Annotated in this window: 20 protein-coding genes, 1 other RNA gene and 1 pseudogene; 2 read left to right on the top strand and 20 right to left on the bottom strand. The window is 41.4% G+C overall.

Features of this window, described 5'->3' with window-relative positions; genetic code table 11:
- A partial coding sequence (locus WKT08_RS07895; RefSeq protein ID WP_340281254.1) for a Spy0128 family protein occupies positions 1 to 1,947 on the bottom strand: 1,947 nt, incomplete at its 3' end.
- A gap of 277 nt (positions 1,948 to 2,224) precedes the next feature.
- Between WKT08_RS07895 and WKT08_RS07890 the strand changes: the two genes are divergently transcribed.
- Both WKT08_RS07890 and galU read left to right on the top strand, forming a co-directional pair.
- Positions 2,225 to 3,241, top strand: coding sequence for an NAD(P)H-dependent glycerol-3-phosphate dehydrogenase (locus tag WKT08_RS07890; RefSeq protein ID WP_037608137.1), 1,017 nt, complete (start codon positions 2,225 to 2,227; stop codon positions 3,239 to 3,241).
- 45 nt (positions 3,242 to 3,286) lie between these two features.
- Positions 3,287 to 4,195 (top strand): UTP--glucose-1-phosphate uridylyltransferase GalU, encoded by a 909-nt coding sequence (galU, locus tag WKT08_RS07885; RefSeq protein ID WP_003008975.1) that lies wholly within the window; start codon positions 3,287 to 3,289, stop codon positions 4,193 to 4,195.
- 161 nt (positions 4,196 to 4,356) lie between these two features.
- Here the strand turns inward: galU and WKT08_RS07880 are convergent, their stop codons facing one another.
- From WKT08_RS07880 to tadA, 19 genes and pseudogenes are all read right to left on the bottom strand, one after another.
- Positions 4,357 to 6,303: a C69 family dipeptidase gene (locus tag WKT08_RS07880; protein WP_070661512.1), complete on the bottom strand. Its 1,947-nt coding sequence runs from the start codon at positions 6,301 to 6,303 to the stop codon at positions 4,357 to 4,359.
- Positions 6,304 to 6,753: 450 nt separating this feature from the next.
- The gene (locus WKT08_RS07875; RefSeq protein ID WP_340281250.1) at positions 6,754 to 7,431 is read right to left on the bottom strand and encodes a rhomboid family intramembrane serine protease; all 678 of its coding nucleotides are present in this window, start codon (positions 7,429 to 7,431) and stop codon (positions 6,754 to 6,756) included.
- Positions 7,415 to 7,954 carry a 5-formyltetrahydrofolate cyclo-ligase gene (locus WKT08_RS07870; protein WP_340281248.1) on the bottom strand — a complete coding sequence of 180 codons (540 nt, stop codon included), beginning with the start codon at positions 7,952 to 7,954 and terminating at the stop codon, positions 7,415 to 7,417. The genes WKT08_RS07875 and WKT08_RS07870 overlap by 17 nt, the downstream gene beginning before the upstream one ends.
- A gap of 109 nt (positions 7,955 to 8,063) precedes the next feature.
- Positions 8,064 to 9,197, bottom strand: coding sequence for an N-acetyldiaminopimelate deacetylase (locus WKT08_RS07865; RefSeq protein ID WP_340281246.1), 1,134 nt, complete (start codon positions 9,195 to 9,197; stop codon positions 8,064 to 8,066).
- Positions 9,198 to 9,250: 53 nt separating this feature from the next.
- A complete protein-coding gene (gene dapD, locus WKT08_RS07860) occupies positions 9,251 to 9,949 on the bottom strand; it encodes a 2,3,4,5-tetrahydropyridine-2,6-dicarboxylate N-acetyltransferase (protein ID WP_003016885.1) in 699 nt (232 codons plus the stop codon).
- A 65-nt stretch (positions 9,950 to 10,014) separates the two neighbouring features.
- Positions 10,015 to 10,929, bottom strand: a complete 915-nt coding sequence (locus tag WKT08_RS07855; RefSeq protein ID WP_340281244.1) for a hypothetical protein — start codon at positions 10,927 to 10,929, stop codon at positions 10,015 to 10,017.
- 14 nt (positions 10,930 to 10,943) lie between these two features.
- Complete coding sequence (locus tag WKT08_RS07850; protein ID WP_340281242.1) at positions 10,944 to 11,633, bottom strand: hypothetical protein; 690 nt, start codon at positions 11,631 to 11,633, stop codon at positions 10,944 to 10,946.
- A gap of 5 nt (positions 11,634 to 11,638) precedes the next feature.
- Complete coding sequence (locus WKT08_RS07845) at positions 11,639 to 12,346, bottom strand: hypothetical protein (protein WP_340281240.1); 708 nt, start codon at positions 12,344 to 12,346, stop codon at positions 11,639 to 11,641.
- A 108-nt stretch (positions 12,347 to 12,454) separates the two neighbouring features.
- Positions 12,455 to 13,543, bottom strand: coding sequence for a hypothetical protein (locus tag WKT08_RS07840; RefSeq protein WP_340281238.1), 1,089 nt, complete (start codon positions 13,541 to 13,543; stop codon positions 12,455 to 12,457).
- A gap of 276 nt (positions 13,544 to 13,819) precedes the next feature.
- Positions 13,820 to 14,296, bottom strand: a pseudogene (gene pgi / locus WKT08_RS07835) (glucose-6-phosphate isomerase); the annotation flags it as partial.
- A 196-nt stretch (positions 14,297 to 14,492) separates the two neighbouring features.
- On the bottom strand, positions 14,493 to 14,864 hold the full coding sequence (locus WKT08_RS07830) for a PTS glucitol/sorbitol transporter subunit IIA (RefSeq protein ID WP_008808177.1): 372 nt from the start codon (positions 14,862 to 14,864) through the stop codon (positions 14,493 to 14,495).
- A gap of 98 nt (positions 14,865 to 14,962) precedes the next feature.
- The gene (gene srlE, locus WKT08_RS07825) at positions 14,963 to 15,943 is read right to left on the bottom strand and encodes a PTS glucitol/sorbitol transporter subunit IIB (RefSeq protein ID WP_038804194.1); all 981 of its coding nucleotides are present in this window, start codon (positions 15,941 to 15,943) and stop codon (positions 14,963 to 14,965) included.
- A 13-nt stretch (positions 15,944 to 15,956) separates the two neighbouring features.
- Entirely contained in the window at positions 15,957 to 16,502 is a 546-nt protein-coding gene (gene srlA, locus WKT08_RS07820; protein WP_001015684.1) for a PTS glucitol/sorbitol transporter subunit IIC, read from the bottom strand.
- Positions 16,499 to 16,996, bottom strand: a complete 498-nt coding sequence (locus WKT08_RS07815; RefSeq protein WP_125854169.1) for a transcriptional regulator GutM — start codon at positions 16,994 to 16,996, stop codon at positions 16,499 to 16,501. Before WKT08_RS07815 ends, srlA begins: the two co-directional genes overlap by 4 nt.
- On the bottom strand, positions 16,996 to 18,822 hold the full coding sequence (locus tag WKT08_RS07810; RefSeq protein WP_080639548.1) for a BglG family transcription antiterminator: 1,827 nt from the start codon (positions 18,820 to 18,822) through the stop codon (positions 16,996 to 16,998). The genes WKT08_RS07815 and WKT08_RS07810 overlap by 1 nt, the downstream gene beginning before the upstream one ends.
- Before the next feature lie 62 nt (positions 18,823 to 18,884).
- The gene (locus tag WKT08_RS07805; protein ID WP_001000837.1) at positions 18,885 to 19,685 is read right to left on the bottom strand and encodes an SDR family oxidoreductase; all 801 of its coding nucleotides are present in this window, start codon (positions 19,683 to 19,685) and stop codon (positions 18,885 to 18,887) included.
- A 186-nt stretch (positions 19,686 to 19,871) separates the two neighbouring features.
- Positions 19,872 to 21,221, bottom strand: a complete 1,350-nt coding sequence (locus WKT08_RS07800) for a glucose-6-phosphate isomerase (protein ID WP_008808173.1) — start codon at positions 21,219 to 21,221, stop codon at positions 19,872 to 19,874.
- 327 nt (positions 21,222 to 21,548) lie between these two features.
- An RNA gene (gene ffs, locus WKT08_RS07795) (signal recognition particle sRNA small type) lies at positions 21,549 to 21,634 on the bottom strand.
- 41 nt (positions 21,635 to 21,675) lie between these two features.
- A complete protein-coding gene (gene tadA, locus WKT08_RS07790; RefSeq protein WP_195327022.1) occupies positions 21,676 to 22,185 on the bottom strand; it encodes a tRNA adenosine(34) deaminase TadA in 510 nt (169 codons plus the stop codon).
- Positions 22,186 to 22,278 lie beyond the last annotated feature (93 nt).

The following is a 22,278-nucleotide window of genomic DNA, read 5'->3' as shown; positions in this document are numbered from 1 at the left end:
GGCTGAAATTTTAGCTTTTGCTGGTTGAGGAGCCGTATAAGTATTTGAGAAGGTTTTATTTTCTGGATAAGCCACATCTGCTTTTAGGTTGTCTCCATCTTTTGTTACCTTAACGGTTACTTGTTTTTCGGCTGTATCGTATGTGATACCTGGGGTAGTCCCTTTGACCTCTTTCACAGTGTAAGTATGTTCACCTTCTGCTGTGTAAGAAATCGCATCAAAGGTTACTTTACCAGATTTGTTGGTAACAGTTTGAAGCTTGTTAGCTCCTTCGTACAATTCAAAACTAAATTCGCCATCTACCAAGTCACGACCTGTCAACTCTTTCGTCAACTCAATTGTTGCAGTTGTTGCGTTTGGTGTGAAGGCATTGGTAAAGGTTTTGTTTTCTGGATAGACGACTTCTGCCTTCAAGGCATCTCCATCACGAGTGACTTTAACAGTTACTTGTTTTTCAGAAGCATCGTAAGCAATAGTGGCATTGTCGCCCTTCACTTCCTTCACAGTGTAAGTGTGTTCACCTTCTTCAGTGTACTCAATCGGTGCAAATGTAATTTTCCCGCTTTTGTTAGTAGTTGTTTGAAGTTTATTTTCGCCTTCGTACAATTCAAAATTGAATTCACCGTCTTGGAGTGGCCGACCTGTAAGAATTTTATCCAATTCGATAGTTGCTTGGGTTTTTTTCGGCTTCTCTTTCTTGTCTACAATGGTTTTGCTAACAGGTTTCGTTGGTGTTTTAAATTCACCAGCTTCAACAACAGTATCTGCTGCCAAGTCATAACCTTCTGGAGCTGAAATTTCTTTGATGATATATTTATCGCGTAAGATGTTCTTAACAGTAAATTCACCATTCGCATCTGATTCGAATTCACCAATAACTTGACCAGTTGCCTGACGAACAACTTGGAATTTTGCACCTTTAAGAGGGCCGTTTTGTTCGTCTACCTTAGTAACTTTGATACTAAATTCGTAACCAATCCCTTCACCACCGGCAATTTGGATTTTCACTGTACTGTTTGATGCGTATTCATCCTTATTGCTTCCCTTAATAGTAGCTTGGTTAAGAATTTTTTCACCATCAACAACAGTATAGTTCACATCTGCCGAATATTCAATTGCAAATTGGTCGTCTGCAGTAATGTTACCTAGATTGATCGTAAATGAATTTCCATTAATATTCACTTTATAGTTAGCGGTAACATCTTTTGCGTTCTTGAGTACCCATTTACCATTGGTATATTCCCAAGTTCCTTTTTTAATCTTGAAGCTTCCTTGTTTGTATGTGATACCTGCTGATTTCAAGGTATCTGTAACAACAGCATCGTTGATAACTTCGTTGGTTCTATTTACAGAAATTCGGAAGCCAAGCTCTTTGTTGCCTGCTTCGCTCCAACCTGATTTAATGATAGAGTAGCGGTATCCTCCACCAATTGTTCCACTTGTAACTTTACCAGTGAATTTCTCCTTATCATTTACAGAGACTTTAACCGGAACTTCTCCATCATTTGGAAATTTCACTTTATTGACTTGAGCATAGAAGAAGAATGAACCGGATACATCGTCTTTTGTTTCTACATATTTTGTAAAGGTCAAGATAATTTTACCAGTAGCTGCATCAACTTTTGCCTTGGCAACCAAGTTATCACTTGGATCTTTAATCTCAAAATCCTGTGATTTGATATCAATTGGTGAGTCGATTTTAACCTCTGTTGTGTCTCCGGCTTTGACTGTTCCTCTTTTCCCGATAGCAAATTTTGCATTCAGACGGAAAGTGTCAAATCGTCCAACCGGTCCTGTCAAAGCCTCACCTTGATCATTTTGAATCTTAACTTCCGTAATCACATCGACTTTTTTAGACGTTTCCGCCTGTACAGTTTTAGAAAAAAGTGTCAATGACACAATCAATAATGAAAGCATTATTGATAAATATATTGCTAACTTTTTCATTTTATCTCCCCTTATATTCATAATAATAAGCGAAACTATTATATCAAAAATTAGTAGTATTGCAAGTAAAAGATTGTACTTTTTTCACTTGATTTCCCTGCCAAATGAATTTTTTTCACAAAACAATTTACAGTCATACAGGTTTTTTTACCTATAATATGTTAAAATAGAGAGAAGAATAGAATCGTCCTTCAAGGCACACATTAGGCCGTTTCGAAGGCGCAAGCGCTAGATTCCTAGCCTTGTTGAAAAAATAGACATAGAAATGGAAGATACAATGGAAAAACAAACCGTTGCAGTATTGGGTCCTGGTTCATGGGGAACAGCCCTTTCACAAGTCCTCAATGATAACGGCCATGAAGTCCGTCTCTGGGGAAATATCCAAGAACAAATCGATGAAATCAATACCGCTCATACCAATCAACGCTATTTCAAAGACATCGTTATTAGCGATCAAATTACCGCTACGACCGATCTGAAAGCAGCTTTGGACGGCGTGGATGCTATCCTTTTTGTCGTTCCTACCAAGGTGACCCGCTTGGTCGCTAAACAAGTCGCTGAAACACTGGATCACCCTGTCACAGTCATGCACGCTTCTAAAGGGCTAGAACCTGGTACACACGATCGGATTTCTCAAATCCTTGAAGAAGAAATTCCTGCTTCTCTTCGCAGTGAAGTAGTGGTCGTTTCTGGACCAAGTCATGCAGAGGAGACCATTGTACGGGACATCACCCTCATTACAGCAGCCTCAAAAGATTTAGAAGCTGCACGCTATGTTCAAGAACTCTTTAGCAATCACTACTTCCGCCTCTATACCAATACAGATGTCATCGGAGTGGAAACTGCTGGAGCCTTGAAAAATATCATCGCGGTCGGAGCTGGAGCCCTGCACGGTCTTGGTTATGGGGACAATGCCAAAGCAGCTATCATCACGCGCGGTCTCGCTGAAATCACGCGCCTTGGCGTTAAGCTCGGAGCTAGCCCATTGACTTATAGCGGTTTATCTGGGGTCGGTGACTTGATCGTTACTGGTACTTCTGTCCACTCCCGCAACTGGCGAGCTGGGGATGCTCTCGGACGTGGCGAAAAATTGGAAGATATCGAAGCCAACATGGGTATGATCATTGAAGGGATCTCTACGACCAAAGTCGCCCACGAACTGGCCCAAGAATTGGATGTCTACATGCCGATTACACAAGCCATTTACCAAGTCATTTATGAAGGAAAAGATATTCGCGAAGCCATCCACCACATGATGAGCAATGAATTTAAAGAAGAAAATGAGTGGAAATAAGTCAACCACCCTAACATCAATCCTACCTTTTAGAAAGGAAACTATATGACTAAAGTTAGAAAAGCAGTCATTCCTGCGGCTGGTTTGGGGACACGCTTCCTCCCAGCTACCAAAGCTTTGGCAAAGGAAATGTTGCCAATCGTTGACAAACCTACGATCCAATTTATCGTAGAAGAGGCTCTGAAATCTGGGATTGAGGAAATCCTTGTCGTAACAGGGAAGGCTAAACGTTCGATCGAAGACCATTTCGATTCTAACTTCGAATTGGAATACAACCTCGAGCAAAAAGGCAAGACTGACTTACTCAAGTTGGTCAATGATACAACAGCGATCAATCTTCATTTCATCCGCCAAAGTCACCCTCGAGGTTTAGGGGACGCTGTTCTTCAGGCAAAGGCATTTGTTGGAAATGAGCCTTTTGTCGTTATGTTGGGAGATGATCTCATGGACATCACTAATGATGATGCCTTGCCATTGACCAAACAATTGATGAACGACTACGATGAAACCCATGCGTCCACTATCGCTGTGATGGAAGTCCCTCACGAAGAGGTTTCTTCTTACGGTGTGATCGCACCTCAAGGCGAAGGCATTAACGGTCTTTATAGCGTTGAAACTTTTGTCGAAAAACCAAACCCAGAGGACGCTCCAAGTGATCTCGCTATTATCGGACGCTACCTCTTGACTCCTGAAATCTTTGATATTCTTGCAAATCAAGAACCAGGCGCTGGCAATGAAATTCAATTGACAGATGCAATCGATACCCTCAATAAGACCCAACGAGTTTTTGCCCGTGAATTTAAAGGCCAACGCTACGATGTGGGTGATAAATTCGGCTTCATGAAAACTTCGATCGACTATGCCTTGAAACACCCTCAAGTCAAAGATGACCTCAAACAATATATTATCGACCTTGGAAAAAAATTAGAAGCATCTGAACAAACTGCAGACTAATCATTCTCAAATCTAAAGAATACAAAAGAGACTGGCCATATCATGTAAGAGCTTTGCTGCCTTACAATGGTCAGTCTTTTTTTATAAAAAAGAGGCTGGATAAAAATCCGGCCTCTTTTGTTTCATTGGACTTGGTCCAATTTACTTTTTATTCTTATTGTTTAAGGATGAACATTGTAAGAATAATTTGTATTTGGGAAAGTTTCAATTTCGCCTGGATTGAAATTAGAACCAAAGCGATTATTGTTGTTTACACTGTTTCCTACTACAGGAGCTTCAACCGGAGATTGAACTTTTTCTTCTGGCTTCACAGGCGTTTCTACTTTCGAAGATACAGCTGGTTGTTTATCCTTGTTAGCAGCATAGCCAAAGCGATTATTTGGATTTCCTTCTGCATTTGCTGGAATGTCTTTATTGGAAGGTGTTGCTACATAATCTGGAGCCGGAATTTTAATTTTGTTCACATCTTCATTGATTTGTGGTTTTTCTGGAACTTTTGGTGTATCTGGTTTCTTAGGTTCTTCAGGATCTTTATAATTATCTGGTTGAGAAGCACGATATGGATCAGATTTACGTCCAGCTGCCTCTAATTGTTTTTCCATTAATTTTTCATAATCTTTGAAGTGTTGGAAAAGACGATCAGACAATTCCAGTGCATCTTTTGTTACCTTATCTTCGGCAGCTTTTGCAGCTTCAGGTTGATCTTTCAATGAATAATATTCAATATCTTTCTTTTCTTGATCAACAATAAATTGTTTTTCAAGAGCTTTCCAGTGATCTTGGACTGATTTTCCAAAGACATCTTGGTTATTGATCGCCATATTGTCAATGTGCCATACTGTCCAATACCATGAATTTGGATCATAAGTTGCTGTTTGAGGTTTGAAGGCTTCGTAAGTATCTTTTAGATTACCATAGAATGGAACATAAGGAGTGTTTCGAGATGGCCCCATACCAAGCCATAAAGTACCACCAAATGATTTTGGAAGTTTTGGATTGATTTGGTAGACATGGGCATCGATAACGTTTTCGTTTCCTAAAGCATACTTGTATTGGTCTTTACGAACAGCATCATTGCTACCATTATCCCCTTGTTTCTTGACACCAATTTGATCGTCTGGAACAAAACGACCATTCAAATGTTCAAAACGGTTGCGTTGGAGAGCAAAGGCATCTTCCAAAGTAAATTTCTTGTTTGGATCTGTTGGTGAGCGGAAGAGTTCGTATTCATCATCTTCATAAGTCACTTTTGATTTTGGATCCAAAAGAGTGATTCCTGCGTAAGTACGTGAACGGTCTCCTTCAGCATATTTTTCTGGTCCATAAGATTTAGCAATATGGAAGTTACCGTCTTTATCTGTCTTGTAGTTACCAGATTCTTTGGCTACTTTTTCAACATCTTTCGAAGCGATCACATTTTCCTTGTCATTCAAATCCACATGACCAAGGTAGTAGGTATTTGCAAAGACTGCATATTTGTCTTCTGGGACTTTTACCGCTACATATTGGTGACCAGAAAGAATTTCCATATACCAAGTTTCTTTTTGGTCTGCAAAAACGACAACATTCCCTTCTGCTGATCCTTTTTCTTCAATGACTTTAGCTAGGAATTCAACTCCTTCACGAGCAGACTTAACGCGTGGTAAAACCACGTCCAACATAGCAGCTTCTGGAATTCCCTTTTCTGTCAATGGGTCAGTCTTCAAGACTTTTTTATTTGGAATTGCTGTAACAGTTGAGGTCATAGAGACGCCGGCTTCGTTAAATCCATGTTCACCAAAGGCACCGTTACTACCATCTCCACGAGCAGAGTCATAAGTCGCTGTGTATTTCATTTCACTGGCAGCATGTGGATAGGTAAAACCATTGGATTCGTCTTCCAGTTGATCCCCTTCCTTATAGTTCTTCGCATCAACAACCACAAAGTTTTTGTTGTGCTTTCCACCATTTGGATAGTAAGGGTAATCTTCTGTCCGACCAAAGAGAGTGGTCCCATCCTTGGTCAATTGGCGACCAATGATAAAACCGCAACAGGCTTGAACAGCTTGAATTGGTAGGAGTAAGAGTGTCATCGCTACCAATGAGAGTTTTAACAACCATTTTTTCATGGCAAATCTCCTTTGTTTTTGCACTACTTTTGACAAAATAGCACTATTTTTGATTTTTATATCTCCAGTTTACACCTTTCTCAACCCTTTTGCAAACGCTTTCTAATTTGCATTTTTATACCTTTTTACCCATGATTGCCTTCTCTATGGACCTAGCAATAGAGGGCTCACTTGACTTCTGCAAACATATTATAATAAATATATACAATTCTTTGCATTTCAAACAATTTTCTGTTAATTTACGATTGTGCTACATTTTTTAGGAAAAAAAAGGAGGCTGGGACAAAAGTCCTAGCCTCTCAATTATTTTTGGATTGTCGAGCAAGACGCAGTGGTTGAGTGGGCTCTACTACGCTGATTTCATCAGCTTTTACAGCCCTACTCAACTGTGCGGAGCTGGGACGACGAAATCGAATTCTAACGAATTACCGATTTCTGTCCCACTCTCTCTTAAAATAGAGTCAAGATTTTACCTAAGAAATAAAGTAAAAGTAAGAGATAAGATAGGGCTGCACTCATCTGATAGGTTCGGTTCATAAAGCGAGCTTCCCCTCTTACTGGAAAGACATAAGCCAACATGACCCCAGCTACTAAGCCACCGATGTGCCCCGCCATACTAATTCCTGGCATGAAGCTAAAGATCAAATTGACCACAATCAAGCTGGTATAGGACTGACTCAAGTGGCGAATATAGGGACTTTGGACAATAAAGCGCAAAGCACCAATGGTCCCAAACAGTCCAAACAGTGCTGTAGAAGCTCCTGCTGCAATCACATCTGGCGTAAAAATAGCAACAAAGACATTGCCCATCATGCCTGATAAGAGATAAAGAGCTAAGAAAGCCTTCGATCCAAAGAGATCTTCTGACAAACGTCCCAAGTAATAGAGAGTGATCATATTGAGCACAAAATGTTCTAGGCCGATATGAACAAATGTCGCTGTCACGATTCGCCATAACTGGCTAGGATCGACTTTCACAACCTCTCCAATAATACCACCGCTATAGTAAACAGCAGCACCCGTTTGGTAGTCACTTCCAAATCGGATAAACATGGAAAGAAAGACTGCTATTGTGACGAGCAACAAGAGGCTGGTCACAGGATAACGACGATCAAAGAGTAACTTCATAGACTAGCACCTCCTGAACTGCCTGATCAAAAGCATCTGGCTGGAACTCCTTCTGCTGGATGGAATAAATCGTACTAACCGTTTTTCCAGTAAAATCTTCCAAATAACGATCATAATAGCCACCACCATAGCCAATTCGGTAGCCTTTTGACTGGAAGACCACGCCTGGTACATGGATCAGATCAATCTCTGACTGATCCACAAGCTTCCCTTTTTCATTGGGCTCCAGCAAACCAAAGCGTGTCTTTGCCAAAATATCAGGATCGTATTCCACAAATTCCATTCGCCCTTGTGGATAGGTACGGGGAACACAGACGCGTTTCCCAAGTTGAAGAGCTGCTTGGATCAAGCCAGCTGTGGAAACTTCATGGTCAAAAGACAGATAGGTCGCAAGGGTCTTTGCCTCTTGAAAAGCTGGTAGCTCCAAGAGGCGCTGAGTCAGCTCTTCATCTGCTTGAGTTTTCACGGATTCTGGCAACTGTTTCATGGCTGCAATGGTTTCTTTTCGTAGTATTTTCTTCATTCCCTACTCCTTTTGTCTAGCTTTTATTGTAACATTTTTTAGAAAAGATCCGAACAGTTTTTACACGACAAAGAAAAAATCCAACTCCAGACGGAGTTGAATCATTCCTTTATTGGTTGGCTTTCATTTTCAAAAATTTACCAATGTTTTCCACAGCAAAGGGAAGGGCTGCTTCATTTGGGCTCATCTTCGGATGGTGCAAGGCATATGAGGTATCAATACCCAGCCAGAACATGACACCCGGGACCTTGCTCAAGAGAAAGCCGAAGTCTTCTCCTGTCATCGCAGGCAGAATATCAATCAGGTTCACGCCTTCCTCAGCTGTGAAAAAGTCCATGAGTTCGTTGGCCAATTCTGGTTGGTTTTCCACAGGCAGGTAGCCTCCTTGCTTGAGTTCCAGGTCCAATTTCACATCAAAGGCTGCTGCAACTCCTTCTGCAATGGCTTTGACCCGTTTTTGAGTCAGAAGGTTCATCTCCATGGTCAAGGTCCGAATGGTCCCATGAAGGAAGGCTGTCTCAGCGATCACATTATTGGTTGTTCCTGCATGCATGGAACCAAAGGTCACCACAGCCCCTTCAATTGGATCGACATTTCGACTCACGACCGATTGGACTTGGGTAATAAAGTAAGAGGCTGCTACAAGAGCGTCATTGGCCTCATGTGGAAAGGCAGCATGCCCTCCCTTACCTGTAAAGGTAATCTTGACTTCACAGGTCCCCGCAAAAAGGGTACCCGTATTGGTCGCAATGTCTCCCACCTTCAAATCAGGGCGCACATGCAGACCATAAAATTCATCAGGGAGCCAGTCGCCAAAAGCATTGTCCTTATACATGAGCATCCCACCAGCTTCGTTTTCTTCAGCTGGTTGGAAGAGAAAGAGCAGGTTATTTTTGGGTTGCACTTGAACCAGTTGATCCAAAAGCCCAAGGGCTGTCGTCATGTGCATATCATGACCACAAGCATGCATCCGTCCTTCGTGCTTAGAGGCAAAATCAAGGCCCGTTTGTTCCACAATCGGTAAGCCATCGATATCTGTCCGCCAACCAATAGTTTTTTCAGGAGCAGACCCATGGAGATAAACCAGGATCCCGGTCCGCCAAGTCCGTTGCTCGACAAAGTCCTTGCCCGCTGTGATCTCTACGATTCGCTCTAAGAGGTAGGCTTGGGTTTCAAATTCTTCCAAGCCAATTTCAGGGATTTGGTGCAAATCCCTTCTGATTTTGATTAAATCCAATGTCATCGTCGTCTTCTTTCTATTAGAATAGAGGCCTTGCGGCCTCTACTATCAATATGTTACAAATTACGCAAGGCGTCTTCGAGTGCTGTTTTTTGTTGTGTTTTTTCATCAATTTCCTTGATGATGCGAGCTGGGACACCAGCTACAACCACATTTTCAGGGACATCTTGAGTAACGATAGCGCCAGCGGCAACGACTGAACCGTTCCCTACTTGAACCCCTTCAATCACAACTGCATTGGCACCGACCAAGACATTATCACCGATCCGAACAGGCTCAGCAGAAGCTGGCTCAATGACACCTGCAAGAACGGCACCTGCACCGATGTGGCTGTTTTTACCAACTGTTGCACGACCTCCAAGGATAGCCCCCATATCAATCATGGTTCCTGCACCGATTTCAGCACCAATATTGATGACAGCACCCATCATCACGACAGCATTGTCTTCGATGGTCACTTGGTCACGGATAATAGCACCTGGTTCAATACGTGCATTTAGATAGCGCTTATCCAGCAAGGGAACAGCTGAATTACGGCCATCTTGTTCCACCACATAATCCTTGTTCTCTGTCAAGTTGGCAAGAAGGGGCTCGATATCTTTCCAGTCACCGAACAAAACATTGCCAAGCTTGGTAACAGAAGCAGGAACAGCTGTTGCCAATTCCCCTTCAAAGGTTACTTTCACATTTGTTTTCTTTTCTGCATTTCCAATAAAAGCGATAATTTCTTGTGCAGACATTTTTTGTGCTGTCATAAGATTCTCCATTCATTTCAATTAAAGGTATCCATATTATACCACAAACCCAAAGAGATGAACACCTAAGGCGACGTGGTTGTAGCCGAATCCTCCATGCCTGTCATTTCACTGATGGTGCGATTGCTTCCAAAGTGAATAATGACTGAGTGCGAATCAGAAAGTTTATAGTAAAAGATTAAGAAGGACTCTGAACTCATCATACTCGACCAAGAAACACGGCTAGGAATTCCGACTGTATTCACAAGATCTGCATAGCTGGTTCCTATTTTAATATTGGCAAAATCCTCTCTGTTCAAACTGCCATTTTTATTGGCTAATCGCTCACTGTTTAGGTTCTCAAAATCAAGAGAAGATAAACGGTCACCAACAATATTTGAAAGTAAAACTGTTACGGAAGAAGGAGATCCTTCCGACTGATAATCCAATTGTGTCATAAAAGGACTGACACCACCTTCTTGGTAGGTTTCTTCCCCACCACTAGCCTTGCCCAGTACAGCTACCACATCCTGCGGAGACAGATAAGTTGAAGAGGTACGGCCTTGATCCCCCTCACTTAAACCAGGAATCAGGGAAATCGCCTTCTCATAGGTCACTTGAAACTGAAATTCACCTTCCGGTGCAATCAAGGTACTCGTACCACTCTTCAAGGTTTCCTTTCTGGTTCCATAAGACCGGCCAGGACTTCCGTATTCACTAGTAGTAGAAGAAGGATGTTCCTCACTATGGATACCTCCTGAAGCTAGATAGGCAAATAATCCCAGCATGGCCAATAATCCAAAAAAGGCTGCCAGCGAAGACCCTCCACTATTAGAGGAAGGAGAGTAGGTTTTCGCCCTATCCGATTGGGAGTCTAGTACAGGTTGTCTTGGTTCTGAATGCCTGTTTCCACCTATTGAAGCAAGGTCAGCTTCTGAAATCAAGCGGCTTCCACCCTGGTGAGAGGAAGCTGCCTTGATGTCTGTCCGTTGATCGTCCAATGATGTCTCCTTTCTTATACCAACACCAATTTCTTGGCTTTTTTCTTGAATTCCATCACCACTTCTGGCTGCCCTGGCACCTGGTAAGTCGCGCGATAGCCCATTCCGCCATCTGGCATTTCCCCCCAGACCAAGCGTTGAGGATTTCCAAGTTGCTTAATGATCTGGGCGAATTCTGTACCTTTTTTCTCTTTTTCAGTAGTGATTTCTTTCTCACTGCTTGTCTTCTCTTTTGCGTCCAACAAATTCGTCGCATCCACCATCATCAAGCGATACCCCTGGTCTTTTTCCTGTTCAAACCACAAGGTCACACTTTTCTTACCCTGATCGGTTTGCTTAGCTGCATAAGTCAAGACGAGAACCATTTTATCTCCTTGATCTGTCTTTGTGTAGCGAACTTTTTGGGCTTTTCCCCATTCCGTCACAACTGTTTCCAAGCGGGTTCCTGGTTGCTGACTCTGCTTGAGACGAACTTTTAAATTCGCCACAGCTTCGATGGTCCATTTAAACTGTTTGATTTCTTGTTCCTTGCTGACCAAATTCTTGTAATCCTTTGGCTGGAAATGAGTCAGTGTTTGGTCCTCCTTGGTATCGGTTCCCTGCTCCTGCACCTGGATGCTTGCAATCGCAAGTAACAATCCTAAAACAAAACACAAAAACGGCAGCAAGAGCTCTTTTCGATTCTTTTTCATCCACTCGATCATCTGCTTCACCCCTTCTTCGTCAAACGATACTGACCACTATGGTCACGTTCAAAGGTTAAAGAGACCAGTCCATCTGTCACCTGATAAGACAGGGCTAGGACTTGCTTGTCCTTTTCAGAGGTCAAACTAAGAGAATTGGGAAGACCTGATTTTTTCAAGACATCTTCTACTGCTGTCCCCTTTTCCTTTTTTCCATCTAGTGTCTGATAGCCTGTAAAATCTGCCAGTTTTAAGTTCTTTTTGCTCTGATAGTGAGCCGACTTGGGCGCAAAGCCTTGAATCGAGCTCAAATAAAAGGTATCATCCTGCTTTTGAAATTCTATGGTATAAGGATGAATCCCCTGCACAGGAGTCCCATAGCCTAGCTGGACTTGCGTTCCAAAAGTCGTATCTTCTTGTGTAAAACTCGCTGCTTTTCCAATTTTTTTGACGAATGCAGATAAAGTCACCCAATTTTTTTGTGTCTTTCCTTCTCCCCTTGCAAGGTCCAATGACAACAAGTCTTCTAAAGCCGGCTCTTTGGAAGAAGACGCAACAAATTGCTGGCTGTCTTCTTGCATGCGAGACAAACTCAACAAGCGATCTTTGGGCAAGGTTTTCACTGGATGAATCATAAACACCAAGCAAACACCAACCACAAAAGCCAGCAAAGCAGTTGCAGCTTTTTGGAGGATCCGCTTATGATGTTCTATCCACTCTTTCATTTCTTCCATCCTTCATGCTCTTTCTATTCAAACTCTTTCTATTGTATAGAAAATTCGCGTATTTGTCTCGTCTTATCCCAAAAAAGAGGCGCTTGCCTCTTTCTTTTATTCAGTGATTTAATAGCTGTCTTTACTACTCAAGAGGAAATCTCCATTTTCTTGGCGAATAAAGGTCAAATCTACATAGTCCCCGTTTTTCTTTTGGAAGTCCATGACCAATTCTATCTCGTCTGAATCATCAGATGAACTCACCGTCAGATTGACTGCATCACCGTATTTTTCTAAAAGCTCTTTGTAAGAAGTTCCTCCAGCACCGGTCTTACTATTTCCAACTTTGAATCCATCTGCAAAGTTGTCCTCAACCGTAAGATTTTTCCCAAATTGATTAAACTCAAATTTGACAAGCTGTAATTCTTTTCCTTTCTTAGAGTAGGTCGCTTTGACCTCTTTATTATAAGAGTTATCATCCCAGAATAATTTCAATTCTCCATTATCAAATTGAACAGAACTAGCCTTTCCATAAGAGTCGACCATTTCCTCAGGAGTCTCCCCAGCATCACTTCCTGTTAAAAACTGAAGTTGCTCGATATCAGACTGTTTCCAGCTAAAATCAACTTCCGCGTCTTCTGCGGTCAATTGATCCAAATCGATATTGGAAGACGAACCAGACTGGTTACCTGACCAAGAAGTCTGCTTTCTAGATGATGACGTGCTAGGGCTAGCATGACCAATCAAATAACCACTGACTCCACCGATAAGAAGCCCAACTAAAATCCCAAGGGCAAAACGAATCGCCTTCTTGTCTGCAGTATCCATCGGTCTTCCAACAGGAGAAAGAGGAGCTTGTGGAATAGGTGTCTCAGGAACAGGCACTGTCTGCGGACCAATTGGTTCAGCTGCCATGTTTTGAGGAGTTTGAGGCGCAGGCTGGAATGGAGGGGTCGGTTGGGGATCAGCAGGCACTACTGCGTCTTCTTCAACAGTCGTTTTATCCACTTTTGGGAGCTCCACCGTTTCTGAAATAACTGGCTCTTTTACCTCTTCTTCCATTGCTTTCGTATCCGTCGCTGAAAGGCCACTAGCTTCTGGAACGACCAAGTCTTCGGCTTCTTCTTTTGGGACAAAGGCTGGCGCAGCCACATCAAATTGAGGCGCACCCTCTAAGGGCGTCTGTTTCATAAATTGTTCTTGATCTTTCTCGGACATTTCGAATTCTCCTTTTTATTCTTCTCTTCTACTATAACATAAAACCAAGCAAGGACCAACTCCTGTCTTGATAGACTAAAAAAGATCGGAGAGATATCCGACCTTTTAGACACTTATCTTAAAATTTCTTGCGAAAGGCGACAATCGCAATTAGATTACCGTATGATCGAGAAATATAACTAGATCGTATTTTTATAATTGATTCTAAGGGACAAAAATATAAATTTGTTTAGCAAGTAAAAAAACGACCTCTTGCGAGATCGTTTTGTCTATTGATTAAAGACGAGCGTTGAGTTCTGCTCCAAGTTCTTCAAATCCTGGTTTACCAAGAAGGGCAAACATATTTTTCTTGTAGGCTTCAACACCTGGTTGGTCAAATGGGTTGATCGCGTTCAAGTAACCTGAAAGGGCGATGGCCAATTCGAAGAAGTAGATGGCATAACCAAGAGTGAAGGCATCTTGCTCAGGAAGAGTTACGTACATGTTTGGTACATCACCGTCTGTGTGGGCAAGAAGAACACCGTCAGTTGCTTTTTTGTTTACGAAGTCAACGTCTTTTCCTTGGAGGTAACCAAGTCCATCAAGGTCTTCTTCCAATGTAGGGATGATCACGTTCTTACGTGGTTTATCCACACGGACAACTGTTTCAAACATGATACGAGTTCCTTCTTGGATAAATTGACCCAATGAGTGCAAGTCTGTTGAGAAGTTAGCTGAAGTTGGGTAAATACCTTTTTGGTCTTTTCCTTCTGTTCAGGCACCCCTTGTGGATCCATCTGCTGGGAATTCCCTTGCACTGACTGGCTAGTTTGATTGACTTGCCAATCAACCACTGCGTCATCTATTTTTTCTAATTTAGACCCAGAAGCCTGGACTTTTTGTCCAAGCTCTGAATCAATTTTTTAGACTTTTATTTTTCTAAATTGCTTGATTTTAAATTTTGTTATGGTCAAGCAGTTTCGAAAATCTGAATGGTAGAGTCCTTTTCAATTACTACTGCTTGGTCTGCTGCAACATGGAGAGTGCCCGGCAGGCTGCCCTCTTTTGAACCATCAAAAGAAATCGTGATATGGCCCAGTCCAGTTAAATTTTTTTCTACTACATTTCCTACGGCAGTAATCGAATATTCCTGACTATCTACCACCAGCTTTCCACCTTCTAGTATTGCACCTAGAAGATTTTTGTTATCGATTTTAAAACAATACTCTGCTAAGTCTTCCGGAGCTTCTTCTCCAAACAAAATGAGCATATTGGCATCTTGAATCATATTCTGAGCTTCAGGCCCCACTTGAATTACTTTAGCTTCAAAAATTTTCTTCATCTAATTCCTATTCATCCTTTCTCAAATCTGTCATAAACTTATGCTTATAGATAAGTTTAACATAATAGTTGCTATGTTTACGTGCATCTATCAAAAGTTTACTGATAAAGGCCAATACTAGCTATCCAAGCTACTAGCACCCGCGGAACACCATTGAGAAAGCGTGAATAAAGCACAGAAGGGACACCAACCTCAACTGTTTCAGCCTTGGCTTCAGATAGACCGAGTGCTACAGGAATGAAATCACAACCGTTTTGAGTGTTGATAGCAAATATAGCTGGCAGAGCCATTTGGGGCGGAATAGTCCCTTTGCCGATTTCAACTCCAATTAAGGTTCCAATAATCTGACTGATAACAGCTCCGGGGCCTAACAAAGGAGATAGGAATGGCAAGGAACAGATAAAGCCAATCAAAATGAGTCCCCAGATGTTCCCAGCTAGGGGAACCATTAATTTTGCCAGCCAATTTCCAACACCTGAACCTTGAATAACCCCAATCAGCAAGGAAACAAAGGCCATGAAAGGAATGATCGTGTTGAGCATTGTTTGGATGGCTTCACGAGCAGCCTGGTTGAAAGTCGCAACGACCTTCCCAGCGCCCATCCCAATTCTTGCTACAATACTTGTTTCAGCTTTTTGCTCTGTAATTTTTTTACTAGTATCGTAAGTTGGCTTTTCTGTTACCACAGTTGTCGCTTTTTCGTCTTCATTAGCAGCAGAAATTTGATTAAGGCCAACTGCTGACACATAGATTTCCTCGGTTATATATTGAGCTAGAGGCCCACTTTTCCCTGTAGCGACAATATTTATTGTAGGGATCCCCTTTTTAGGATAAATACCACAGCGAAGAGTACCGCCACAATCCACGATTGCTAAAGCAATTTCCTCATCTGGGATAGAAGTTTTAAACCCATTAACAGCTTCCATACCGGTCAAATCAGCAATTTTATCTACAATATCTGGCTTTTCTCCTCCGCCAGTGATATAGATGAATTTATGCTTAGCTTCACTAGGTGTAATGACCAAAGGTCCTCCGAAACCGCCATTTCCTTTAACAACTTTTATACTCTTATATGACATAATTTCACTCTTTCTATAAATCAAATGTTTTACTCAAGGTAACACCTTGCTGTTTTGCTACATAAGCAGTTGTAAAATCGGTCACCCAACCGCCTACAAAGTTCATGACAAGCCCAACAAGCATGTAACGAATGGCTAAGTCCATTTGACTTAAACCTAAAGTTTGAATTCCTGTTGCAATTCCCATCCATACAAACAATTCCCCAGGATTGATATGCGGAAATACACCATTTGAAGTGTGGCAGAACTGCATCTGAGCTGCTACAAAACTAGGTTTATAATATTCTGGTAAGAAACGTCCCATACTGATTGCCATCGGATTCCCCAGCATAAAGGCAGAAATGAAAGGTAAAATCATATACCGGCTAACAGGATTTTTGGCAGAAATCTTAGCCAGGGAATTGACCTTCTCTTCTCCCAAGAAAGCGATAAGGGTATTCATTGCAATCAATAGCATTAAGACAAGCGGTACAATATTTGTCATCCAGCTAATAAAGGTTTCTCCACCTAATTGGAAGAGTTTCATAAAACTCTCTGCAAAATTTGTAATGTGATTCATAAGGAACTCCCTTTCTTATTTTTTTTAAATAACTGTTTAATAGATAATTGTAAGTAATTCGCATAAAAGCCGAATCCCAGAAAAGAATCAGATGAACTTGTCTCTTTCTCAATACCTGCCTCATTCCAAAGATAGACTTTTCTAGCATCTTCTATGGCTGATTGCATCAACTTATTTTCTTTTCTCACAAGAGGATTATACTTGTCAAAATAATGGATGTCTTCTCCAACATAATCGTCCATATTTTGAAAACGTGCTAAGATTGTGACTCCTTGCATTTTGCTAGCTTTAAGAACCCGACCGTTTTCATCAACCGCGAACATGACAATCGTACCGGATTTGATTCTTCCGGACTTCCTGCCAATCGCTACGCGCCCCAGTCTTCGGAGCATCGTATAGGTCTTATTGAAGTCTTTGAGTTGCTGCCAGCCGAGGAACATTTGAAATATATAAGCTGCCATGACAAATACAGCGAAAATTATTAGCGAATTCATTAAAATACTCCTTTGCTCTTAGAAAATGATAGAAACTCTGTCTCTGTTTCTACAGCCCTCAATGCTTCTTTTAGAGAAGGCTCTCCTGCAATTCGAAAAATGTCGTCATACAATTCCAGCAATTCACTCTCCATTTTGCTTTCAATTTCTGAGGGAATGGCGACTAGAAAGATAAATTCAATCCAATCATCTCCTTTTTGATAAGGCTCTTCTAGCTTTCCAAACATTAAAATAGTCTTTGCATAACCCTGGTTAATTGTATGGGGGAAGGCAATTCCTCCACCAAAAATGGTTGATTGTTTTTTATCCCTATCAATTATCCGATTTCTAAAACCTTCATCAATCATCTGAAGTTTCTCTAACTCTGCAACCATATTTAGCAAGTATTGCTGATAGGTTTTTTGGGGAGTCAAACGAAGAAAACGTAAGCTGACTGTTTCTAGATTTTTTTGATGAAAAGCATTGGCCCTCTGCCATTCTTCCTGCAGCCATTGATCATCAAAAAGATGATTAACTTGAATGACTGGAGATTTAGAATCTTTATATTTTAGAGGAACTGTCGTAAAAATCGCGAAATAGTCCTGATTCAAATCCAGATTAAAATCCTCTTCAGAATACTGAGTAATGTCTACATCATTTCCAAGAATTCGTCTGAGTTGCTGAATAATCATCGCAGCAGTTCCTCTTCCTGTTGTGCAAACTACAGCTATCTGCTTGCGAGAACCATTTACAACAGAGTTTTGCTTTCTTAAAATCATTTCAAAATACAAAGCCAGATATCCGATTTCAGATAATTCCAATTCAGAACCAAAAATTGCAGATAGTTCTTCTCCAGCAATTTTCGCCATTTCAAAAGCAAAAGGATATTGAGTTTGAACCTCGCCATGGAATATATCATTAGCTTGCACATGGAAAATCAGTCGATTGATTAAGGAGCCTAGATGAGACTTGATTTCTTCAAATAATTCTTCATCATCAAAGTTAACCAACATTGTTTCTTTGACTTTCTTGACAATCCCTTGAAAAATGTTTGCAAGCTGTTCAGATTGATAAGACGGCTTGCTTAAAGTGTCAATAAAACGGATATTAAACGGAAAACACAAAAAGTCTATCTCAAACTGACTGAGGGAAATCTTATAAGTCATCTCAATATGATAGATTAATTTTTCAACCAAAGGTGTCTCTGTTAAATCATTCCTATAGTAAGGAATAGGGCAACTCAACACCCTAGATGCATGAATACGCTCCACCATAATTGAAATTGTCTTTCGAAGGAGTTCCTTTGTTTCTTTCGGGATTTTATACTCCTGGAGTAGCGTCTCCAGAAAAGAAGATGTTGCCTCGGTGAGTGTCTTTCCTTCAAAGTAAGGGGCCACTTGGTGAATATAGAGCAAGCGCAAATTCAGCTCGGACCCCAAGACCTCCAGCCCACGGTTGGGCTTTCCTGAAATAGTGATAGAGTAACTCTCTGCCAAAGATTTTACTTGTTTTAAATCCTTATTAAGGGTACTTCTACTAACACCTGCTTCCTCAGCCAAGTCGTCAATAAGAAGAGGGGAGGTTGACTCAATTAAACGTTTTAGTAAATAGGCAATTCTTTTACTGGAAGAATTGAAGTCACTCTCCCGTTTTAAACTACCAGATAAAATCCTTTCCAACTCAGTATAGTCATACACCTCTAACATTAACTGATCATCTTGTGAGATAATCTGGATACTCGGAGCCAAAACATCATTTAATTGTTGGATACTCTTTTGCAAGGTTTGCATACTAATATCCAGCTCTGAGCGCATATCTACCAAGGAATAAGTTGGCTGTGAGACCATTTTTTCTAAAATATTATACCATCGATTTACTATGGTCAACTCTCTTCCTCACCTTCATTTTTTTAACCGCGAGTTTTCCCTCCGGCAATATTTGTAGTGACTCCAGTTATATAGCTAGAACGGTCTGAAATATAGAATGCTACAAGGTCAGCTACTTCCCGTAGTTTACCACTTCGTCCCAAAGGAGTTGTTGAAGTTGAAGCATAACCAGCTCGAATATCTTCTACCGTCTTTCCACGGGTATAAGCAAGAGCTTCCTCATAAGAAAGAGTTCGAAGTCCCGTAGCTTCCATAATTCCTGGAGCAATTCCAACCACACGTACACCATGCTTACCCAGCTCTTTTGCCCATGAACGAGTGTAACTATAGACTGCTGCTTTTGTGGCAGCATAGGCACTTTGTCCTTCAGAACCTTCCAAGCCTGCTTCTGAAGCCATGTTCACAATTACACCTTTTCCATTTTTCACTAAAATACGTCCCACTGCCTGACTAACCAGATACAAACCTTTTTGATTAATCATCGTTACTTTTTCGAACGTCTCATCGTCCAATTCGTAAGGACCTTTAGGATTTTCTGCATCGATTAATAATCTAGGGATATTAATCCCTGCATTATTGACCACTGCATCAATATTGCCAAATCTTTCAACTATTTTGGCAACACCCTCTTCTACTTCAGAGCGAGAAGTTACATCAACTTTTACAAATAATAGATTTGGATGACGCAAATCGTTGTCGCTAAGATCGAAATTCGCTACGTTGACACCTAATTCCAGCAATTCTTCAACGATTGCCTTACCGATCCCAGATGACGCGCCAGTCACAAGAACTGTTTTGCCTTTTATGTTTAACCAATCATTCATTTTGATACCTCTCAAATTTTATTTACAAGGCAATTATACAGCGCTTTCATAAATGAATTAAGACACTCTTTTTTACACAGTTCAAAAAAATAATAAACTAATTAAGAGGCTTGTACTAAAAAATCCACAAGAAATGAACTTGTGGATCTCTTTTTATACTCTAAATGAACTCAAGGCATATAAGAATCAAAGGCGTGCATTCAACTCAGCACCCAGCTCTTCAAAGCCTGGTTTTCCAAGAAGGGCAAACATGTTTTTCTTATAAGCCTCAACTCCAGGCTGGTCAAATGGATTGATACCATTCAGGTAGCCAGAAAGAGCAATAGCCAACTCAAAGAAGTAAATAGTGTAGCCCAAAGTGAACTCATCTTGCTCAGGCAGTGTCACAAACATATTTGGAACTCCACCATCAGTGTGTGCTAACAGCACTCCATCTGTAGCTTTTTTATTGACAAAGTCAACATCTTTTCCTTGCAAGTAGCCAAGACCGTCCAAGTCTTCTGCCAATTCAGGAATCAGCACATTTTTGCGAGGTTTATCTACACGTACAACTGTTTCAAAGAGGATACGGGTACCTTCCTGGATAAATTGTCCCAGAGAGTGCAAGTCTGTTGAGAAGTTGGCTGAAGTTGGGTAAATCCCTTTTTGGTCTTTCCCTTCTGACTCACCAGCCAGTTGCTTCCACCACTCAGAGAAGTATTGTAGAGATGGTTCATAGTTAGCTAAAACTTCTGTCAGATAACCTTTACGGTACAAGATATTGCGTACAACTGCATATTGATATGCTTCATTTTCAGCCAACTTATCAGAAGCATAAGCCTTGCGAGCAGCATTTGCTCCTTCCATTAACTTGCTGATATCAGCCCCTGCAGCTGCGATTGGCAAGAGTCCCACTGCTGTCAATACTGTAAAACGACCACCTACACTATCAGGCACTACAAAAGTATCCCAGCCATTAGCATCTGCTTCAACCTTAACTGCACCTTTAGCGCGGTCTGTAGTTGCATAAATCCGTTTATTTGCTTCTTCCTGACCATACTTCTTAACCAAGAGTTCTTTGAAGACACGGAAAGCAATAGCAGGCTCTGTAGTCGTTCCTGACTTAGAAATAACGTTGACAGAGAAATCTTTGTCTGATACATAGTCTACCAAATCAGCCAAATAGCTTGAAGAAATAGAATTTCCAGCATAGAGGATTTGAGGTGCCTTGCGTTCTTCCTTGCTTTGTAGATTTACAAAAGAATTATTCAAGAAATCAATAGCTGCACGAGCTCCTAAATAGGAACCACCAATACCGATTACGATCAATACCTCACTATCAGATTGGATTTTAGCAGCAGCCTTTTGAATACGAGCAAATTCATCTTTGTCATATTCTTCAGGCAAGTTCAACCAGCCAGTCATTTCTGCCCCAGGACCTGTACCATTTCGCAGAGCAGAATCTGCAGCAGTCACTTGAGGCTGCATATAATCTAGTTCATGTGGTGCTACAAATTTATCTAACACCTTTGAGTAGTCAAATTTAATATGTGACATGTTTATCCTCCAATTGTTCTTTTCTTTTATGATAACGCTTTAAGAAAAAATAAGCAAGTGCTTTCGCTATTTTAAAACGTTTACATTTGTATTCTATACTATTTTTCTAAATAAGCTAACCTTAGGACATAACCGAGAGCAATCGTTTGCGTAAGTCAACAAATTTTAGGCCTATTTAGGCCTATTGAGAAGAACAATTTTGATTGACAAGAAAACAAATATGCTTCTTAAGATTGGATGTCAGCTGAATTCATTTCAGGTCCGTTCAAACTAGATTCGCTGCTCCAATATTCATCTGCACCTTTTAGGCTTGACTCATCAAGAGCAATAGAAAAAGAGCACACAGCTCACTTCGCTTAGGGCTGCTGGATTCCTCCCCTGACCCGCTTCACGCAGAACTGTTGCTCCGATAGGTATTATATCATAAATTGTGGATTTTGCAAAGGTCTGGTTTTTATTCTTGTGTTTCGGCCTTAGCTGCGAGCTTGGCTTGTTTTTTTCGTTCTCGACCTTGGCGGAAGAAGGTCTGCATGATGGCTGCACATTCTGCTTCCAAGATTCCTGTTTCCACTTCCACCCGGTGATTGAGGCGCTCATCTGTCAAAATGTCGTAGAGACTTCCTGCTCCGCCAAACTTCTGATTGGTCGCCCCGTAAATCACCTGGGGAATCCGAGCTAGACCAATGGCACCACTACACATGACACAGGGTTCAATGGTCACAAACAGAGTCGTATCCAGCAAACGCCAGCTCTCTTCATGCTGATTGGCTTCCTCGATCGCCATGATTTCCGCATGCATGACCGCCCGCTGCAGCTCCTCACGCGCATTATGTCCACGCCCGATAATCTGACCATCCTTGACCAAGACACAGCCAATCGGTATTTCATCATTGGCGAGGGCAATCTCCGCCTCCTTCAGGGCTTCCCTCATAAACATCGCTTTTTCCTCTATCGTGTAGTCCATCTCTTCCTTCTTCCTTTTAGTTTCTTTGTTCATTATACCATAGGCAGCTTACGACTCACAAAAAAAGCCGCCGATTGGGCGACTCTTATGGGA

This window comes from Streptococcus sp. HCA-5024, assembly GCF_037890265.1.
GTDB lineage: Bacteria > Bacillota > Bacilli > Lactobacillales > Streptococcaceae > Streptococcus > Streptococcus lingualis.
The sequence above is the reverse complement of the archived record's forward strand: the minus strand, read 5'-3'. Positions and strand labels throughout refer to the sequence as shown.

Excerpts from the sequence above, each read along its gene's own strand:
- WKT08_RS07840 (WP_340281238.1), bottom strand. The coding sequence starts at position 13,543 with ATGTCCGAGAAAGATCAAGAACAATTTATGAAACAGACGCCCTTAGAG.
- WKT08_RS07880 (WP_070661512.1), bottom strand. The coding sequence starts at position 6,303 with ATGAAAAAATGGTTGTTAAAACTCTCATTGGTAGCGATGACACTCTTA.
- WKT08_RS07815 (WP_125854169.1), bottom strand. The coding sequence starts at position 16,996 with ATGAATTCGCTAATAATTTTCGCTGTATTTGTCATGGCAGCTTATATA.
- WKT08_RS07805 (WP_001000837.1), bottom strand. The coding sequence starts at position 19,685 with ATGAATGATTGGTTAAACATAAAAGGCAAAACAGTTCTTGTGACTGGC.
- srlE (WP_038804194.1), bottom strand. The coding sequence starts at position 15,943 with ATGTCATATAAGAGTATAAAAGTTGTTAAAGGAAATGGCGGTTTCGGA.
- galU (WP_003008975.1), top strand. The coding sequence starts at position 3,287 with ATGACTAAAGTTAGAAAAGCAGTCATTCCTGCGGCTGGTTTGGGGACA.
- WKT08_RS07850 (WP_340281242.1), bottom strand. The coding sequence starts at position 11,633 with ATGATCGAGTGGATGAAAAAGAATCGAAAAGAGCTCTTGCTGCCGTTT.
- tadA (WP_195327022.1), bottom strand. The coding sequence starts at position 22,185 with ATGGACTACACGATAGAGGAAAAAGCGATGTTTATGAGGGAAGCCCTG.
- WKT08_RS07810 (WP_080639548.1), bottom strand. The coding sequence starts at position 18,822 with ATGGTCTCACAGCCAACTTATTCCTTGGTAGATATGCGCTCAGAGCTG.
- WKT08_RS07830 (WP_008808177.1), bottom strand. The coding sequence starts at position 14,864 with ATGAAGAAAATTTTTGAAGCTAAAGTAATTCAAGTGGGGCCTGAAGCT.
- WKT08_RS07865 (WP_340281246.1), bottom strand. The coding sequence starts at position 9,197 with ATGACATTGGATTTAATCAAAATCAGAAGGGATTTGCACCAAATCCCT.
- srlA (WP_001015684.1), bottom strand. The coding sequence starts at position 16,502 with ATGAATCACATTACAAATTTTGCAGAGAGTTTTATGAAACTCTTCCAA.
- dapD (WP_003016885.1), bottom strand. The coding sequence starts at position 9,949 with ATGACAGCACAAAAAATGTCTGCACAAGAAATTATCGCTTTTATTGGA.
- WKT08_RS07875 (WP_340281250.1), bottom strand. The coding sequence starts at position 7,431 with ATGAAGTTACTCTTTGATCGTCGTTATCCTGTGACCAGCCTCTTGTTG.
- WKT08_RS07845 (WP_340281240.1), bottom strand. The coding sequence starts at position 12,346 with ATGGAAGAAATGAAAGAGTGGATAGAACATCATAAGCGGATCCTCCAA.
- WKT08_RS07870 (WP_340281248.1), bottom strand. The coding sequence starts at position 7,954 with ATGAAGAAAATACTACGAAAAGAAACCATTGCAGCCATGAAACAGTTG.
- WKT08_RS07890 (WP_037608137.1), top strand. The coding sequence starts at position 2,225 with ATGGAAAAACAAACCGTTGCAGTATTGGGTCCTGGTTCATGGGGAACA.
- WKT08_RS07800 (WP_008808173.1), bottom strand. The coding sequence starts at position 21,221 with ATGTCACATATTAAATTTGACTACTCAAAGGTGTTAGATAAATTTGTA.